This window comes from Pseudomonas sp. PB120, assembly GCF_009761815.1.
Classification (GTDB): domain Bacteria; phylum Pseudomonadota; class Gammaproteobacteria; order Pseudomonadales; family Pseudomonadaceae; genus Aquipseudomonas.
In genome coordinates this window covers 13,936-32,115 of sequence record NZ_RWIN01000151.1, presented here as the reverse complement: position 1 = coordinate 32,115, position 18,180 = coordinate 13,936, and the positions used below count along the sequence as shown (strand labels likewise).

At 60.9% G+C, this 18,180-nt stretch carries 16 protein-coding genes; 6 read left to right on the top strand and 10 right to left on the bottom strand.

Features of this window, described 5'->3' with window-relative positions; translation table 11 throughout:
- The first annotated feature begins 116 nt into the window (after positions 1–116).
- From EJA72_RS27830 to EJA72_RS27815, 4 genes are all read left to right on the top strand, one after another.
- A complete protein-coding gene (locus tag EJA72_RS27830; RefSeq protein ID WP_157715075.1) occupies positions 117–1,532 on the top strand; it encodes a sigma-54-dependent Fis family transcriptional regulator in 1,416 nt (471 codons plus the stop codon).
- Between the two features lie 284 nt (positions 1,533–1,816).
- Positions 1,817–3,208 carry a GntP family permease gene (locus EJA72_RS27825; RefSeq protein WP_157715074.1) on the top strand — a complete coding sequence of 464 codons (1,392 nt, stop codon included), beginning with the start codon at positions 1,817–1,819 and terminating at the stop codon, positions 3,206–3,208.
- Between the two features lie 7 nt (positions 3,209–3,215).
- The gene (hbdH, locus tag EJA72_RS27820) at positions 3,216–3,989 is read left to right on the top strand and encodes a 3-hydroxybutyrate dehydrogenase (protein WP_157715073.1); all 774 of its coding nucleotides are present in this window, start codon (positions 3,216–3,218) and stop codon (positions 3,987–3,989) included.
- 162 nt (positions 3,990–4,151) lie between these two features.
- Positions 4,152–6,107 carry an acetoacetate--CoA ligase gene (locus tag EJA72_RS27815; protein WP_157715072.1) on the top strand — a complete coding sequence of 652 codons (1,956 nt, stop codon included), beginning with the start codon at positions 4,152–4,154 and terminating at the stop codon, positions 6,105–6,107.
- Between the two features lie 177 nt (positions 6,108–6,284).
- Here EJA72_RS27815 and EJA72_RS27810 read toward each other — a convergent pair whose 3' ends face one another.
- Positions 6,285–7,394 (bottom strand): PilT/PilU family type 4a pilus ATPase, encoded by a 1,110-nt coding sequence (locus EJA72_RS27810; protein ID WP_157715071.1) that lies wholly within the window; start codon positions 7,392–7,394, stop codon positions 6,285–6,287.
- 121 nt (positions 7,395–7,515) lie between these two features.
- On the opposite strand from EJA72_RS27810, the gene EJA72_RS27805 reads away from it, so the two are divergent.
- A complete protein-coding gene (locus EJA72_RS27805) occupies positions 7,516–10,053 on the top strand; it encodes a PAS domain S-box protein (RefSeq protein ID WP_157715070.1) in 2,538 nt (845 codons plus the stop codon).
- Positions 10,054–10,107: 54 nt separating this feature from the next.
- Positions 10,108–10,383 (top strand): peptidylprolyl isomerase, encoded by a 276-nt coding sequence (locus EJA72_RS27800; protein ID WP_007898282.1) that lies wholly within the window; start codon positions 10,108–10,110, stop codon positions 10,381–10,383.
- Positions 10,384–10,534: 151 nt separating this feature from the next.
- Here EJA72_RS27800 and EJA72_RS27795 read toward each other — a convergent pair whose 3' ends face one another.
- The 9 genes from EJA72_RS27795 to EJA72_RS29450 all read right to left on the bottom strand — a co-directional run bounded on the left by EJA72_RS27795 (position 10,535) and on the right by EJA72_RS29450 (position 17,748).
- Positions 10,535–11,470: a sugar kinase gene (locus EJA72_RS27795; protein WP_157715069.1), complete on the bottom strand. Its 936-nt coding sequence runs from the start codon at positions 11,468–11,470 to the stop codon at positions 10,535–10,537.
- A 155-nt stretch (positions 11,471–11,625) separates the two neighbouring features.
- A complete protein-coding gene (locus EJA72_RS27790; RefSeq protein ID WP_157715068.1) occupies positions 11,626–12,843 on the bottom strand; it encodes an amino acid deaminase in 1,218 nt (405 codons plus the stop codon).
- A gap of 41 nt (positions 12,844–12,884) precedes the next feature.
- Positions 12,885–13,649: an IclR family transcriptional regulator gene (locus EJA72_RS27785; RefSeq protein ID WP_157715067.1), complete on the bottom strand. Its 765-nt coding sequence runs from the start codon at positions 13,647–13,649 to the stop codon at positions 12,885–12,887.
- Positions 13,650–13,819: 170 nt separating this feature from the next.
- Entirely contained in the window at positions 13,820–14,209 is a 390-nt protein-coding gene (locus EJA72_RS27780) for a RidA family protein (RefSeq protein WP_157715066.1), read from the bottom strand.
- A gap of 23 nt (positions 14,210–14,232) precedes the next feature.
- Positions 14,233–15,039 (bottom strand): amino acid ABC transporter ATP-binding protein, encoded by an 807-nt coding sequence (locus tag EJA72_RS27775; protein WP_157715065.1) that lies wholly within the window; start codon positions 15,037–15,039, stop codon positions 14,233–14,235.
- Positions 15,036–15,698, bottom strand: coding sequence for an amino acid ABC transporter permease (locus tag EJA72_RS27770; RefSeq protein WP_157715064.1), 663 nt, complete (start codon positions 15,696–15,698; stop codon positions 15,036–15,038). Before EJA72_RS27770 ends, EJA72_RS27775 begins: the two co-directional genes overlap by 4 nt.
- A gap of 8 nt (positions 15,699–15,706) precedes the next feature.
- Complete coding sequence (locus tag EJA72_RS27765; protein WP_008015908.1) at positions 15,707–16,369, bottom strand: amino acid ABC transporter permease; 663 nt, start codon at positions 16,367–16,369, stop codon at positions 15,707–15,709.
- Between the two features lie 51 nt (positions 16,370–16,420).
- Positions 16,421–17,269, bottom strand: coding sequence for a transporter substrate-binding domain-containing protein (locus EJA72_RS27760; RefSeq protein WP_157715063.1), 849 nt, complete (start codon positions 17,267–17,269; stop codon positions 16,421–16,423).
- 284 nt (positions 17,270–17,553) lie between these two features.
- Entirely contained in the window at positions 17,554–17,748 is a 195-nt protein-coding gene (locus EJA72_RS29450) for a hypothetical protein (protein ID WP_256679784.1), read from the bottom strand.
- Between the last annotated feature and the right edge of the window lie 432 nt (positions 17,749–18,180).

Below are 18,180 nucleotides of genomic sequence, written 5' to 3'. Positions count from 1 at the left end.
CAATCGCGAGCAAGCTCGCTCCCACAGGGGATTTGTGAACGACACAGACCCAATGTGGGAGCGAGCCTGCTCGCGATTGGGCCAGCACAGGCAACACACAATCAGGATCTGCCCACATGAACACCACCGAAAGCCTCAAGGACTACCAGCGCGTTCGCCTGCTGGCGATCCGCTCGTTGTTCGAAATCATCGAGCAGTCCAGCGAAGGCACGGTGATTGTCGATCGCGACGCCAACATCGTCTGGATGAACGAACGCTATGCCCGGCGCTTTGGCCTGGAGTCGGCTGAAGTCGCCATCGGCAAGGCCTGCGAAAGCGTGATCCCCGGCAGCCTGTTGCGTGAAGTGGTGCGCACGGGCCGGCCGATTCTGCTCGACATGCAGGACACCCCCAAGGAGCCGCTGGTGGTCATGCGCCTGCCGATTCATGACGATGCCGGGGTGGTGATTGGCGCCATCGGCTTTGCGCTGTTCGACGAATTGCGCAGCCTGTCGCCGATGCTCAAGCGCTACATGAGCATGCAGGAAGAACTGGCCTCGACCCGCTCGCTGCTGCGGTCACGGCAGACCAAGTACAACTTCGCTCACTTCATCGGCACCAGCGCGGCCAGCCTGGAAGTCAAACGCCGGGCCCGACGCAGCGCCAGTGCCGACTCGCCGGTGTTGCTACTGGGTGAAACCGGCACCGGCAAGGAATTGCTGGCCCAGGCGATTCACGGCGCATCGCCACGGGCGCACAAGGCGTTTGTCAGTATCAACAGCGCGGCGATTCCCGAGGCGCTGCTGGAAGCCGAATTCTTCGGTACGGCGCCCGGCGCGTTTACCGGTGCCGACCGCAAAGGTCGCGCCGGCAAGTTGCAGATCGCTCAGGGCGGCACGCTGTTTCTCGATGAAATCGGCGACATGCCGCTGCCACTGCAAAGCAAGCTGCTGCGGGTCTTGCAGGAAAAGGAATTCGAGCCGGTGGGCTCCAACGAAGTGATCCAGAGCGATGTTCGGGTGATCGCGGCAACCTCTACCGACCTGGAAGCGGCGATCAAGCGCGGCGAGTTCCGCGCCGATTTGTATTACCGCTTGAACGTGCTGCCGATCAACGTGCCGCCACTTCGAGACCGTCTCGATGACTTGCCGGCCCTGAGTGAAGCGATTCTCGAGGAACTGCGCAGCCAGCATGAACTGAACCGCGAAGCGCTTGAATTGTTGGCCCGGCATGCCTGGCCCGGGAATATTCGTGAGTTGCGCAACGTGCTGGAGCGCGCGGCGTTGCTCAGTGATGACTTGGTGTTGAATGCGACGGACATTCGCGCGGCGATCGGGACGTTCACGCCGGTGCAGCGCGTGGCGCCGCTGGCGATTGAGGCGGTGGCGCATGAGACGTTCAGCGCGGCGCGGGAACGGTTTGACCGGCAATTAATTGAATCGGCCCTCGCGCAATGCGGGGGCAAGGTGATTGAAGCTGCGGCGCGGTTGGGGCTGGGGCGGTCTACGTTGTACAAGAAAATGGTGGCGTTGGGGATTGCCGAATCTCTGTAAAGAGACATAAATCTCCATTATTAGACAGGCCATCGCCAGCAGGCTGGCTCCCACAAGTTAGGCGATATATCTGACAAATGCAGTGACCTGTGGGAGCCAGCCTGCTGGCGATGAGGCCTTACAACCCAAACATGTCTCAAAGTAGAGACAACTATCTCAACACCCTCATACAAGACATAAATATATCCTTATATTTCAATTGCTTACGCAAATGGCACGAAACTCGCTAAAGCCCTCCCCCACAACGTTCTACCCTAAAAAAATAACAATCCAGGAGACACACCATGAGTGTGATCATTGCCTTGGCAGCCCTCGCGCTGCTGATGCTCGCGGCCTACCGTGGCTACAGCGTTATCCTCTTCGCCCCGATTGCCGCCCTTGGCGCTGTCCTTCTCACCGACCCTTCTGCCGTCGCCCCTGCCTTCACCGGGGTGTTCATGGAGAAAATGGTCGGCTTCATCAAACTGTATTTCCCGGTGTTCCTGCTCGGCGCGGTGTTCGGCAAGCTGATTGAACTGTCGGGCTTTTCGCGCTCCATTGTCGCGGCGGCGATTCGTCTACTCGGTACGCGTCAGGCGATGCTGGTGATCGTGCTGGTCTGCGCCCTGCTCACGTACGGCGGCGTGTCGTTGTTTGTGGTGGTGTTTGCGGTTTACCCGTTCGCCGCGGAAATGTTCCGCCAGAGCAATATCCCGAAACGCCTGATCCCGGCGACCATCGCCCTCGGCGCGTTTTCCTTCACCATGGACGCCCTGCCCGGCACCCCGCAAATCCAGAACATCATCCCCAGCACCTTCTTCAACACCACCGCCTGGGCGGCGCCGTGGCTGGGGCTGATCGGCACGATTTTCGTGTTCTGCGCCGGCATGCTGTTTCTGCAACGCCAGCGCAACAAGGCCCAGCGCTTGGGTGAAGGCTATGGCACCGAGTTGCGCAACGAGCCGGAAACCGCGGCCGACATCAAGCTGCCCAACCCATGGATCGCGCTGTCGCCGCTGCTGGCCGTGGGCATCATGAACCTGCTGTTTACCCAGTGGATTCCACAGTGGTACGGCAAGACCCACAGCCTCTCGCTGCCGGGCATGGCCGCGCCGGTGACCACGGAAATCGCCAAACTGACGGCGATCTGGGCGGTCCAGGCTGCGCTGCTGGTCGGCATCATCATGGTGCTGGTGTTCGGCTTCCAGGCGATTCGCAGCAAGCTCGCCGAGGGCAGCAAAAGTGCCGTCAGCGGCGCGTTGCTCGCGGCGATGAACACTGCGTCGGAATACGGTTTTGGTGCGGTGATCGCGTCCCTGCCGGGCTTCCTGGTGCTGGCCGACTGGCTCAAGAGCATTCCCAATCCACTGGTCAACGAAGCGATCACCGTGACCTTGCTGGCCGGTATCACCGGTTCTGCATCGGGTGGCATGAGCATCGCCCTGGCCGCCATGGCCAACGATTTCATTGCAGCAGCCCACGCCGCCAACATTCCGCTGGAAGTGCTGCACCGGGTGGCCGCGATGGCCAGTGGCGGCATGGACACTCTGCCGCACAACGGCGCGGTGATCACCTTGCTGGCGGTCACCGGCCTGACCCATCGCGAGGCCTACAAAGACATTTTCTGTATTACGATCATCAAGACCCTGGCGGTCTTCGTAGTGATCGGCACTTTCTACGCCACTGGCATTGTGTGAGGTATTCATGACGACTCTTTCGGGCAAGACCGCACTGGTTACCGGCTCCACCAGCGGCATCGGCCTGGGCATCGCCCTCAGCCTGGCCAAGGCTGGCGCCAACGTGGTCCTCAATGGTTTCGGCGACGCGTCCAAGGTCATCGCTGAAGTCCAGCAGTACGGCGGCAAGGTCGGGCATCACCCCGCCGACGTCAGCGACCCGGTGCAGATCGCCGAGATGATTGCCTACGCCGAGCGCGAGTTCGGCGGCGTCGACATTCTGGTCAACAACGCCGGCATCCAGCATGTGGCCGCGGTTGAAGACTTTCCCGTGGAGCGCTGGGACTCGATCATCGCGATCAACCTGTCGTCGGTGTTCCACAGCACCCGCCTGAGCCTGCCGCGCATGCGCGAGAAAAACTGGGGGCGGATCATCAACATCGCCTCGGTGCATGGCCAGGTCGGATCGGTGGGCAAAGCGGCGTACGTCGCAGCCAAGCACGGCGTGATCGGCCTGACCAAGGTGGTCGGCCTGGAAACCGCCACCACCCACGTCACCTGCAACGCGATCTGCCCGGGCTGGGTGTTGACGCCGCTGGTGCAGAAACAGATTGATGATCGCATCGCTGCCGGGACCGACCCGCAGCAGGCGCAACACGATTTGCTGGCCGAGAAACAGCCGTCCCTGGAATTCGTGACTCCGCCGCAACTGGGTGAACTGGTGCTGTTTTTGTGCAGCGAAGCCGGTAGCCAGGTGCGTGGCGCGGCGTGGAATATTGATGGTGGGTGGTTGGCGCAGTAATTTGCACGCCCCCTGTGGCGAGGGAGCTTGCTCCCGCTGGAGAGCGCAGCACTCCCAAACAGGTGGTTGCCGCCAAAATCCGGGGCTGCTGCGCAGCCCAGCGGGAGCGAGCTGCCTCGCCACAAAAGCCTGTGTGTACACATAAAAAACAAGAGGCAAGCCATGTCCGACATCCTCTGGCAACCCAGCGCCGAACGCATCGGCAAGACCCGGATGGAGGCCTTCCGGCGCTTCGTCAGTCAGCGGCATCACGTGCACCTCGACGACTACCCCGCCCTGCATCAATGGTCCATCGATCAGCGCGAGGCGTTCTGGCAGGCCATCGTCGATTGCTTCGACATTCGCTTTCACCAGCAACCGGATGCTGTGCTGGTCGAAGGGCCGAACATGCCCAGCGCCGAATGGTTTCTCGGCGCGACCCTGAACTTCGCCGAGCACCTGCTGCGCCGCCGTGACGATGCCGTGGCGGTGATCGCCGTGGGCGAAAACGGCCAGCGCGAACACCTGACCTGGGCCGAACTGGCCGAACAGGTCGCCGGTTTTCAAAACAGCTTGATCGCCGCGGGCGTGGTCATGGGCGACCGCGTCGCCGCGTGCATGCCGAACACCTGGCAAACCCTGGTAGCCATGCTCGCCACCACCAGCCTCGGGGCGATCTGGTCCTGTTCCTCGCCGGACTTCGGCACGCAAGGGGTGATCGACCGTTTCGGCCAGATCGAGCCGAAAGTGCTGGTCACCTGCGCCGGTTACCGCTATGCCGGCAAAGACATCGACCAGACCGCCAAGGTCAACGAAATCCTCGAACGGCTGCCGACGTTGCGGCAATTGATCGTTGTGCCTTACGCACGGCCGAAGGCGCGCATTCAGGACTTCCACACTCACGCCGATGTCGCGCTGTGGGACGATTTCTACAGCCCTGGCGGCGAGCCGGACTTCGTTGCCGTGCCCTTCGCGCATCCGCTGTACATCCTCTATTCCAGCGGCACCACCGGCGTGCCCAAATGCATCATCCACAGCACCGGCGGCGTGCTGCTGCAACACGTCAAGGAACACGGCCTGCATTGCGATCTCGGCCCCGGCGAGCGACTGTTTTATTACACCACCTGCGGCTGGATGATGTGGAACTGGCTGGTCTCGGCCCTGGCCGTGGGCAGCTCCATCGTGCTGTACGATGGCTCGCCGTTCCATCCCGGTCCCGAACGCTTGATGGACCTGATCGACGATGAGCGCATCAGCGTGTTCGGCACCAGCCCCAAGTACCTGGCGACACTGGAAAGCAGCGGCGTGAAACCTCGCCAAAGTCATGACCTGAGCAGCCTCAAGACCTTGCTGTGCACCGGCTCGGCGCTGTCACCGCAGAGTTACGACTATGTTTATCGCGACCTGAAGGCGGACCTGTGCCTGGCGTCGATGTCCGGCGGGACCGACATCGTTTCCTGCTTTGTGAACGGCAATCCGCTGCAACCGGTGCGCCGTGGCGAGATGCAGGGCAAGAGCCTGGGCATGGCCATCGAGGTCTGGAACGATAACGGCCAAGCGGTCATCGGCGAGAAAGGCGAGCTGGTCTGCACCCGGCACTTTCCGGCCATGCCGATCGGTTTGTGGAATGACCCGACCGGCGAGAAGCTGCGCGCCTCTTACTTCGCGCAGTTCCCCGGCGTTTGGGCCCAGGGCGACTACGCCGAGCAACTGGCCCACGGCGGGATGATGATCCACGGGCGCTCGGACGCGGTGCTCAACCCCGGCGGCGTGCGAATCGGCACGGCGGAAATCTACCGACAGGTCGAGAAAGTCCCGCAGGTGATCGACAGCGTGGCCATCGGACAGCAATGGCAGGATGACGTGCGGGTGGTGCTGTTTGTCCGTCTGCGGGAAGGTGAGGTGCTGGATGCGGAACTGGAGCAACACATCCGCCAGGTCATTCGCGCCAACACCACGCCTCGGCATGTGCCGGCGAAGATTGTCGTGGTGAACGACATTCCCCGGACGATCAGCGGCAAGGTGGTGGAGCTGGCCGTGAGGAATGTGGTGCATGGGCAGCCAGTGAAAAATACCGATGCGCTGGCCAATCCCGAGGCGCTGGAGCAGTTTCGCAATCGGCCTGAGCTCAAGGATTGATGCCGTAGATCCACTGCGGGGCAACCTACTGGGGAAGATCTACTGTTGAAGATCTACTGTGGGAGCGAGCCTGCTCGCGATGGCGGAGTGTCAGCCAACATCTTTTTTGACGGACACACCCATCGCGAGCAGGCTCACTCCCACAGTTTTTGATCTTCACGCAGGTTTGGATTGGGGTTAGTCCATGAGTCCCCATTCGCCTGGAGGTGTGTGAGGCCCAGGCGATGCTTCGGCATGCAACTTCAGCCGCAGCCGTAAATTGTTCACCGAATCCGCATGCTTCAACGCCTCCTCCTCGCTGATCGCGCCTTCCACGGCCAATGCATACAACGCGCCGTCGAACGTCTGCATCCCCTGCTCCGCCGACTTCTCCATGATGCCCTTGAGCGCGTCGAATTCATTGCGCCGGATCAGGTCGCCAATGGTTGGCGTTCCCAGCATCACCTCCAGCGCCGCCCTTCGCTGCCCCTCACGGGTACGCACCAACCGCTGGGAAACGAACGCCTTGAGATTGTTGCCCAGGTCATGCAGCAGCTGCGCCCGGCGGTCTTCAGGGAAGAAATTGATAATCCGGTCCAGCGCCTGATGAGCGTTATGCGCATGCAAGGTGGAGATGACCAGATGGCCGGTGTCGGCAAATGCCAGCGCATGTTCCAGGGTTTCGCGGTCGCGGATTTCACCGATCAACACCACGTCGGGGGCCTGGCGCAGGGTGTTTTTCAGGGCAGCATGAAAACTCCGGGTATCGACGCCGACTTCGCGCTGGTTAATGATCGACTTCTTGTGCCGATGGATGTACTCGACCGGGTCCTCAATGGTGATGATGTGGCCACTGCTGTGACGGTTGCGGTAATCGATCAGCGCCGCCAGCGAAGTGGACTTGCCCGAGCCGGTGGCACCGACGAACAGCATCAGACCCTGCTTGAGCATCACGGTGTCGAGCAGCACCACCGGCAGCTTGAGGTCTTCGAAGCGTGGGATGTCGAGTTTGATATTGCGCGCCACGATCGACACATCGTTGCGCTGCTTAAAGATATTGACCCGGAAGCGGCCGATCCCGGCCAGGGAAATGGCCAGGTTCATTTCCAGTTCACGGTCGAACTCCTGGCGTTGTTCGGCGTCCATGATGGACTCGGCTATCGCCGCGATTTCCCCCGGTTTGTACGGTTGGTCGGTCAGGGGTTTGAGCACGCCGTCAAACCGCGCGCTGGGTGGCGCGCCGGTAGACAGGTAGAGATCAGAGCCATTCTGGCTGGCCAGCAGCTTCAACAGTGCATCGATTTCCATGGCAAAAAGCACCCGCGAAGCATTCAATGAAAAAATAATGACCCAAAACGGGTCATCCAGCGTCTACCGCCCTGCAAGGATAGTAGACGCCGCCACACCGACTTAAGTGCAGGACAACGCGATGAGCGCATCACCCACCGGCAGCGATGCCCAGACCTTGATTGCCAGACTTGACTGGACGCGCACGCCGCTGGGTGCTGCCAGCACCTGGCCGCAGAGCCTGCGAACCGCCGTGGACATCGTGATTCACTCGCCGATGCCGATGCTGTTGCTGTGGGGTCCCGCGCTGACGCAGATCTACAACGACGGCTTCGCGCTGCTCGCCGGCAGCAAACACCCACATGCTTTCGGACAACCCACTCACCTGATCTGGCCAGAATTAACAGACTTTACCGACCCGATTTACAGCGCCGTCCTACAAGGCCAGGTGCGGACCTACAGCGAACAGCGTTTTACCTTGCAACGTGACGGCGTGGATTCCGACTTCTGGCTCGATTTGACCTACAGCCCGATCCGCGATGAAAACGCCGAAGTCGCCGGCATTCTGGTCACCGCCATCGAGACCAACGAACGTCGGCGCATCGCGCTGGAACTGGAGCAGCGCTCGGTCGCCAGCCTCAAGGCCCAGCGCGAAACCGAAGAGCGTCTGCAACTGGCGCTGGCCGCCACCGACGCCGTCGGGACCTGGGATTGGGACATCGGCGAGGACCGTTTTATCGCCGACGCGCATTTCGCCCAATTGCATGGCGTGGATCCGACTCTGGCCGGCGAGCTGCCGATCAGCGCCTACCTCCATGGTGTGCACCCGGAAGACCGGGCGATGATCGCGCGCAGCATCAAACACAGCATCACCCACGGCACCGAGTACGCCGAGGAATATCGCTTGCTGCAACCCGACGGCCAGTTGCGTTGGGTGTTTGCCCGGGGGCGCTGCTACAAGGATCACCATGGCCGGCCCATGCGATTCCTCGGCGCCGCACTCGACCTGACTGAGCGCAAACACACCGAGCAAGCGCTGCGGCAGAGCCAGACCGAGCTGCAACTGATCATCAATGCCATGCCGATCCTGATCAGCTACGTGGACAGCGAAGAGCGCTTCCGCCTCAACAACTCGGCCTATCTGGACTGGTACGGCCTGACGCCCCAGGAGCTCTACGGCAAAACCATTCGCGAAGTACTGGGCGACAAAGCCTATGCCTTGCGCGCCGAGTACATCGTCGAAGCGCTGAAAGGCAAAGCCTGCTGTTTCAGCATCAGCACGCCGCACCGTGACGGGAGCATCCGCCAGGCGCTGATGAATTACCTCCCGCGCCACGGCCCGGACGGCGCGGTGAACGGTTTCTACATCTTCGTGATCGACGAAACCGAGCGTAAACAGACTGAAGAAGCCCTGCGCAACCTCAACGAAACCCTGGAGGAACGGGTCGCCGCCCGCACCCGGCAGCTGGCCGACGCCAACGATAAACTGCTCAGTGAAATGTTCGAACGCGAGCGCGCCGAAGAGGCCTTGCGGCACGCGCAGAAAATGGAAGCGGTGGGACAGCTCACGGGCGGCATCGCCCATGACTTCAACAACATGCTCACCGGAATCATTGGCAGCCTGGACCTGATGCAACGCTACATCGCCGACGGGCGCATCGCCGAGATCGGTCGTTTCACGGAGGCCGCCGTGTCCTCGGCCAACCGGGCGGCCGCGTTGACCCATCGTCTGCTGGCTTTTTCCCGGCGTCAGTCGCTGGATCGCAAGCCGCTGGACGCCAACCAGTTGATCCGCTCGCTGGAAGATTTGTTCAGCCGCACCAAGGGCGACCACATCACCCTCAAACTGCAATTGGCCGACGAGGTCTGGCCGGTCAGCACCGACGTCAGCCAGCTGGAAAACGCCCTGCTCAACCTGGTGATCAACGCCCGGGACGCGATGCCCGATGGCGGCGAGTTGCTGATCGAAACCGCCAACGTCTACCTCGACGGCAGTGATGCCACCACCCTGGAACCGGTCAAGGCCGGGGATTACCTGATGATTGCCGTGAGCGACAACGGCACCGGCATGACACCGTCGGTGCTGGCCAAGGCGTTCGATCCGTTCTTCACCACCAAACCCATCGGCCAGGGCACCGGCCTCGGGTTGTCGATGATTTACGGGTTCGCCCAACAGTCGGGCGGGCATGTGAACTTGTTCAGTTTGCCGGGCAAGGGCACCAGCGTGCGGCTGTACCTGCCAAGGCTGCACGCCATGGAGCCGGAAGACGTGCTGATGCCGGTGACGGGCGAGGCCCCGGCGGCGATTGCCGGTGAAACCGTGGTGCTGGTGGAAGACGACCCGGCGGTGCGGATGCTGGTACTCGACCTGCTCAATGAACTGGGTTATCACGCCCATGAAGCCGAAGACGCGATGACAGCCCTGCCCTTGCTCGAGTCTGATCTGCGCGTCGACTTGCTGGTGACCGATGTCGGCCTGCCGGGAATGAACGGGCGGCAATTGGCGGAAATCGCTCGCCAGCACCGGCCGGATCTGAAAGTGCTGTTCATGACCGGTTACGCGGAGAAAGCCGCTGAGCGCCAGGGTTTCCTGGAGGAAGGCATGGACATGGTCGCCAAACCGTTTTCCATTGATCTGCTGGCCAACAAGATTCGCACGATGATCGGCCAACCGGACTGAGTTAGGGCATAATCGCGCGCCCCGCTGTCAACACTGTTGCAAGGTACTGCCCCAATGAAAGCTCAAGCCCGCCATATCCTGGTGAAAACCTCGGAAGAAGCCGAACAGCTCAAACAACGCATCGCCAAGGGCGAAGCTTTCGATGTGCTGGCCAAGAAGTACTCGACCTGCCCGTCCGGCAAGCGCGGCGGCGATCTGGGTGAAGTGCGGCCGGGGCAGATGGTCGGAGTGATTGACGCGGTGATCTTCAAGAAACCGCTACGGGTGGTGCATGGGCCGATCAAGAGTAAATTCGGCTATCACCTGGTGCAGGTTTTTTATCGGGATTGATGGTTTGCCAAAAGCTCATGGTGTGGCGAGGCATTTGTGGTGAGGGGATTTATCCCCGATGGGTCGCGCAGCGGCCCCAAAAAATAGGGACTGCTGCGCAGTCCATCGGGGATAAATCCCCTCGCCACAGATTACGCCTTACACCACCGACTTAATTTCTGGGAATCAATGCCCCAGGCACCTGAATCACCCGACTCGCCAACCGATGCCCCGCCTCGGCCGCCTCAACCGGATTCCCCCCCTTGAGCCGACTGGCCAGATACGCCGCGCTGAATGAATCCCCCGCCGCCGTGGTGTCCACCACCCGCCCGACCTTCTGCGCCGGCACTTCAAACGACTCGCCCTCACAACGAATCAAACACGCCTCGGCACCGCGTTTGAGCACCACCTCGGGCGTGCCGATCTGCTCATACGCGGCAAACACCGCCTCGCAATCAGCGAAATGAAACAACGCCTGTTCGTCGTCGACGGTCAGCAACGCGAGATCGACATACGGCAAAACGCTGCGGTACGCCGCCCGCGCGTCTTCGACCGAGGCCCACAAGCGCGGCCGATAGTTGTTGTCGAACACGATCCGCGCGTCCCGCTGCCGGGCTTCGATCAAGGTTTCCAGCAACTTCTCCCGCCCTTGCACCCCGAGCACCGCCAGGGTGATGCCGCTGAAATACAGCACGTCGTAATCCGGCAGCGCTTGCAGGATCGGCGCGGCGGCCGGGGTGGTGAAGCAATCGCGTACGGCCGCTTCGTTGCGCCAGTAGAGAAAACGCCGTTCGCCAGCGGCGTCGGTCTGGATGCAATACAGGCCGGGCAAGCGCCCCGGCAGTCGCTGAACCATGCCCAGTCCGATGTTTTCAGCAGCCCAGCTCTGGCACATCGCATCACTGAAACTGTCATCGCCCAGGGCAGTGACGTAATCCACCTCGCCGCCTTCGCCGAGTTCCCGGGACAGGTAGACCGCGGTGTTCAAGGTATCGCCGCCGAAGCTTTGTTGCAGGCTGCCGTCGGCGCGGTGCTGCAACTCGATCATGCACTCGCCGATCAGGGCGATGCGCGGGGTGTTCGGGCCCAGGGTGTTGATGGTGTTCATGTTGTGGAGTCTCTGGTGTAGCGATGTTGTCTGGTCGGCCGCCATCGCGAGCAGGCTCACTCCCACAGTATTTGTGTCGAACATACATTTGATGTTCACCACTGCCCCCTGTGGGAGCGAGCCTGCTCGCGATTAGCCGCGCCTCGGTCTGAACCTTAGAAACAGGTTTCCATGTTCTCGATGACGTTCAATTGCTCATCCACCAGACACCCCGTGCGCCACTTGTCGAACGTCAGGCACGGGTGCGAAGTGCCGAACGAAATGATATCGCCCACCCGCAACTCAACCCCCGGCGCCACCGTCATGAACGCATGCTGGTCCATCACCGCCGTGACCTTGCAGGCACTGACGTCATCGCCCGTCGCGGGCACCACACCCGCCTTGTAACGCAGCAGCGGCACCGGCAAACCGGCGTCGTAGGCCACGTCGCGCTTGCCCAGGGCAATCACCGCAAACCCTGGCTCCGGCAACGATTGCACATGCGCCCAGACCTCAAGCGCCGGGCGCAGGCCTTCGTGCAGGTCGCTGCGACGATCGAGCACGCAGCATTGCGCCTCTTTATAGATGCCATGGTCGTGCGCCACGTAACTGCCGGGGCGCAGCACGCTGAGGAAACGTCCGGCGGCGTTCTGCACCTCGAACTCTTCGGCGATCAAGTCGTACCAGGCCGAGCCCGACGCGGTGATGATCGGCTTGGGAATGGCGAATGCGCCGCTGTCCTGCAACTGCACGGCCAGGCGCACCAACGAGCCGGCGAAGGCGCGGATTCCGGTCACTGCGTGGTCACCGTGGATCACCCCTTCGTAGCCTTCGATCCCGGTCAGCGCCAGCGCCGGTTGCGCCGCGATGCCCTTGGCCAGTGCCACCACTTCGTCTTCGGTCCGGCAACCGCAACGACCGCCGACCACGCCGTACTCGATCATCACATTCAAACGCACGCCGCGAGACGCGAAGTACGCGCCCAGGTCCGCGACGTTGTCCGGGTGATCGACCATGCAATGGAAGTCGAACGCCGGGTCTGCCAGCAGATCGGCGATCAGCGCCATGTTCGGCGTGCCGACCAATTGGTTGGCCATCAGCACCCGGTGCACGCCATGGGCGTAGGCCGCGCGGGTTTGCGTGGCGCTGGCCAGGGTGATGCCCCAGGCGCCGGCATCCAGTTGGCGGCGAAACAGTGCCGGCGTCATGCTGGTTTTGCCGTGAGGCGCGAGTTCGGCGCCGCTGTTGCTGACAAAGCTCTGCATCCAGCGAATGTTGTGTTCCAGCGCTTCGCGGTGCAGCACCAGCGCCGGCAGGCTGACATCACGCACCAGACTGGCGCCGGTGTGGGCAAAACCCTTTTCCACGGCAGCCGTGTTTTTGGCAGAAGACATGGTCGAACTCCTCACTGTTTCGCGGCCGCGTGCAGCCGCTGTTATTCGTTTATGCGACGGGCCAGGCTGTTGGCGTTGTCGATCAACACCCGGCGATAGTCGTTGTAATGCGTCTTGGCATCGGCCCGTGGGGCGACAATGCACAAGGTCGCAATGGCCACGCCGTTCGGGTCTTTGACCGGGGCGGCGAAGCAATGGGTAAAGGTGTCGGCGACGCTATCGAAGGAAAAGAAGCCGTCGATGCCGGCCTGACGGATTTCACTCAAAAACTGCTCCAGCGGCAGGCGTTCGCCGTTGGGCAGGATGAAGTCATCGTGGTCGATCAGGTCGATGATTTCCTGGTCACTCAGGTGCGCCAGCAACAGGCGTCCGGACGCAGTCCAGGGGATGGGCGCGTTTTCGCCGATGTCCGAGGAAATGCGGAAATGCCGCTCGCCCTCTTTCATCAGCGCCACGGTGTATTTACGCCCGTTGAGCAGGCACATCTGCGCGGTTTCGTGGGTCTGGCTGACGATTTCCTGCAAGGCGTGATCGGCCTCGCGGGTCAGGTCGAAATGCCGCAAATGCGCCTGCCCGAGAAAGTACAGCTGACGGCCAAGGTAGACGTGACCGTCCTTGCCCACGGGCTCCAGGATCCGCCGCTCGAGCAAGGACGCCACCAGCTCGTAGACCGTGGATTTCGGGCTGCCGATGCCGCTGGCGATTTCGTTCGGGCGCAGGGGCTGGCCGATTTCCTTGAGGAAATCGAGGATATCGAACGCCCGGTCCAGACCGCGAGCCCGGCGCTTGATGGTGTCTTCGGTCATTTCAGTGGTTCCCAATCAAAGTGCCGGGAGTTTAACCAGAGTGCAGCGGCGACCGTTAGGCCGCCATCGTCGGAACGCCGCCCGGAGCCGGCTCGCTCCCACATGAGATCTTCAGTGTTCACACAATCCCTGTGGGAGCGAGCCTGCTCGCGATGAATTCACCGCCGATCTCAAGCCTTTTTCTTGTACGCGATGCAGTCGATCTCGACCTTGCAGTCCACCATCATGTTCGCCTGCACACAGGCCCGGGCCGGCGCGTGTTCGGGTTTGAAGTACTCGGAAAAGACCTTGTTGAAACTGGTGAAATCCCGTGGATCTTCCAGCCACACCCCGGCCCGCACCACATCTTCCAGGCCATAACCGGCCTCTTCGAGAATCGCGATCAGGTTCTTCATGGTCTGGTGAGTCTGCTCGACGATGCCGCCCACAATGATCTCGCCCTCCAGCGCCGGCACCTGGCCGGACACGTGCAGCCAGCCATCGGCTTCAACGGCACGGGCGAAAGGACGCGGCGTACCGCCAGCGGCGCTGCTGCCAGTGCCGTAACGAGTAATGCTCATGAGTAAATCTCCTGATTGAATGTTTAAAACCGCGTGTTCTTGAGAAACTCAGACAGACGCGGTGATTGCGGGCGTTCGAACAGCTCCTTGGGTGGCCCCTGCTCTTCGATTCGCCCCTGATTCATGAAAACGATCTTGTCCGAGACCTCGAACGCAAAGCGCATTTCGTGGGTGACCAGCAGCATGGTCATACCCTCGTCGGCCAGCCCCTTGATCACGTTCAGCACCTCACCGACCAGTTCCGGGTCGAGGGCCGAGGTGACTTCGTCGAACAGCATCAGGCTAGGGTTCATCGCAATCGCCCGGGCAATCGCCACGCGCTGCTGCTGACCGCCGGACAACTGGCCGGGATAGTGATCGCGCCGCTCCAGCAGTCCGACCCGCTCCAGCCATTTTTCGGCGAGGGCGACCGCTTCATCCTTGTGCAGCTTCTTGACCTTGAGCAGCCCGAGGGTGACGTTCTGCAACGCCGTGAGGTGCGGAAACAGGTTGAATTGCTGGAACGCCATGCCGGTCATCGCGCGATGCCGGGCGATGATTTTTTCCGCATGCCGCACGCGTTTGCCGTTGACCTCGTCATACCCGATGGACTCGCCATCGAGCATGATCTGCCCACCCTGGAACTCCTCGAGCATGTTCACGCAACGCAGCAACGTGGTCTTGCCCGAGCCGCTGGAACCGATCAGCGTGACGACGTTGCCGCGCTGCAGGGTCAGGTCGACGCCCTTGAGCACTTCAAGCTTGCCGTATTGTTTGTGCAGGCCGCGAATGTCCAGCAGGGCCTGACCGTTTTGAGGGTTTTTTACGTGAGAGAGCGAAGGTTGAGTCATGGCAAGGCCACCCGCTTTTCAATGTGCCGGCCGAGTAATTCGATGGCGTAGTTGATGACGAAAAACAGAAATCCGGCGAACAGGTAAAACTCGAGGGTCATGAAGGTCCGGGCGATGATCTGCTGGGTGCTGAGCAGCAACTCGGCCACACCGATCACCGACAGCAGGGTCGAGGCCTTGACGATCTCAGTCGACGAGTTGACCCAGGTTGGCAAAATCTGCCGCAGCGCCTGGGGCAACAACACGTAACCCAAGGCTTGATAGAACGTCAGGCCAATCGCCTTGCTCGCCTCCATCTGCCCGCTGGGCAACGCTTGCAATGCGCCGCGCACGATCTCGGCCACGTGGGAGCCGCAAAACAGCGTCAGGCCCAAGGCACCGGCCTGGAACGCGCTGATCTGCCAACCCAGTGCCGGCGCCATATAGAAGCAGGCGAGCACCAATACAAACACCGGCGTACCGCGAATCAGGTCGACGTAAAAGCGAAACGGCGCGCGCATCCAGACATTGCCATACGTCAGTACCAGCCCCGTGACAATGCCGACCATCGTGCCCAGCAAAATCGCCAGCGCCGAGACCTGCACACTGGTCAAAAAGCCCTGCCACAACACTTCGCGGGCCACCCATAACTCATGCAACCAACTGGGGGATTCGTACATGGGGCCTCCTATCGGCGGATCGCCAGACGCTGCTCGAGGTAACGCAGCATCATGGCAATGAGGTAACAGGCCGCCACATAGAGCGCCGTGGTCACCAGCCAGGTTTCAATCACCCGGTAGCTCTCGACATTGATCTTGCGCGCGTAATAGGTCAGCTCCGGCACGGCAATCGCCGCCGCCAGCGAGGTGTCCTTGAACAGCGAAATGAAGTTGTTCGACAAGGCCGGCAGCACGTTGCGCAACATCACCGGCACGGTGACATACGCCTTGACCTGCCACTCGCCCAGGCCGATGGCCAACCCCGCTTCACGCTGGCCTTTGGGAATGCTCAACAACCCGCCACGGAACACTTCGGTCAGGTACGCCCCGGCATACAGCGACAGGGTGATGATGAACGACGGGATCTTGTCCAGACGAATCCCCAGGCTCGGCAGCGCGAAGTAAATCAACAGAATCAACACCAGGATCGGCGTGTTACGGATCACCGTCACGTACACCGACGCCAGCACCCGCAATGCGCGGTGCTTCGACAGCAAAGCAAACGCCATCATCAGGCCGATCACGCAACCGATGGCGATCGACACCAGCGCCAGCTCAAGGCCCAGACCGAGCCCCGCGAGCAAGGTGTCGAAATCGCGCCACACGGCGGCAAAGTTCAACTGATAGTTCATGGTCAGCAGTACCTTGAACGGGGCGACCGAAACCGCCCCGCTCTCACGGGATCATTTGAATTCGACGGGAAAACCAATTGCCGGTGTCGGCAGGTCGACACCGAACCACTGCTTGAACGACGCCGCGTAGGTCGGAAACTCAACGCCGGTCATGGCTTCATGCAGGGTGGTGTTGACGAAGTTCAGCCAGTCCTGATCGCCGCGTTTGACCGCGCACGCGTAGGTCTGCGGGCTCCAGGCGTACGTCGGGCTGCGGTAGCGCCCAGGGTTTTGCACCATCAGGTATTTCACGGAAGACTGGTCGGTCGCCGCCGCATCGGCACGGCCCGAGTTCACGGCCTGATACATCAGGTCCACGCTGTCGTACTGATCGACCTTGGCTTTGGGCAATGCCTGATGCACCAGTTCTTCGGCGTACACGTTCTGCAGCACCGCCACGGTGACGCTGTCGTTGGCGGCCTTCAGGTCTTCGATTTCCTTGTACTTGCTGTTCGCCGGCAGCAGCAGGCCGACACCTTCGCGGTAGTAAGGCAGGGTGAACGCGACTTGCTGGGCACGGCTGGCGGTCACGGTGATGAACTGGCAGCTGATGTCGACTTTATCGGTCAGCAGGTTGGGAATCCGCGCATCGGACGACTGCACCACAAACTCAACCTTGGTCGGGTCGTTGAACAAACCCTTGGCGATCATGCGCCCGATGTCGATATCGAACCCCTGCAACTTGCCATCCGCTCCCTGGAAGTGCCACGGCGCATTGGTACTGCCGGTCCCCACAATCAATTTCCCACGGGCCAGCACGCTATCGAGCTTGCTGTCCGCCGCCTGGGCCACGCCCATGGCAGCCGCTGAAGCCGCGACAAGAAAAATACACGCTTTAAACAAGGAAGGTCGGCGATGCATGGCAAGCACTCCAGGATGATGTTTATTCCGCTATACCGGAACCTAGTATGTAACAACGGAATAGACAGCAGAAAGTGTGCCACAGGATGGGGAGGTAAAACAGGGAGATTGAAAAGTGTTTTGAATCAGGGGGATGCGCAAAAGCGTGTGATGGGTGTTACGAAAGGTGCACTGGGGAAGCGCTACCGTTGGCAACGAGGGGCGGGTATCAGGTTCACAATTGGTGCGTGCATGCACTTAACTCAAAGCCACTTTAGAAGCGCCTCTCTTTACGCGACTTCAATTCATAACTTATCGATTGAAACTGTAATTGTTGGGTCGTTCTCCCGCTCCTTACATAGGGCGATCAACTCCAAATCCTCCATGCGACTAGCAAGCGCCTTATGCTTTTTGAACAGAGCAACGAACTTGACGGCGCTTTCGGCAGTGTCGAGACGAACATTCTGCGCCGCACCTGTCCTTTCGTCTTTTTTTATCATCGACGCATTCCCCCGACCACGAATGCATAAAAAGTATCACGCCACTTGCTTCGCCATTTCCCTGATTCCTGTCGGCGCGATCCTGCAATTAGGTGAGGCACGTCCGTATCTGCGTAGGAAAAAGACAGGTACTTGCACCACATTGGTGATATCGCAATACACAAAGAATCCGGGTGCCCGAGACCCTTGTAGCAGCTGGCGAAGCCTGCGTCCGGCTGCGTAGCAGTCGTAAAACCTGAGTGCATGTTTCTTCAGACGGACCGCGGCGCCTGATTTTACGACTGCTGCGCAGCCGGACGCAGGCTTCGCCAGCTGCTACAGGTTGCGTTGTCGTTACGTTGATTGGCAGCGTCTTGCCTCGATGGAATTGATGGGCATCAACACCGCCAAACACAGCATTGGACAACCCCCCCATCGACTGCTTTATTCAGT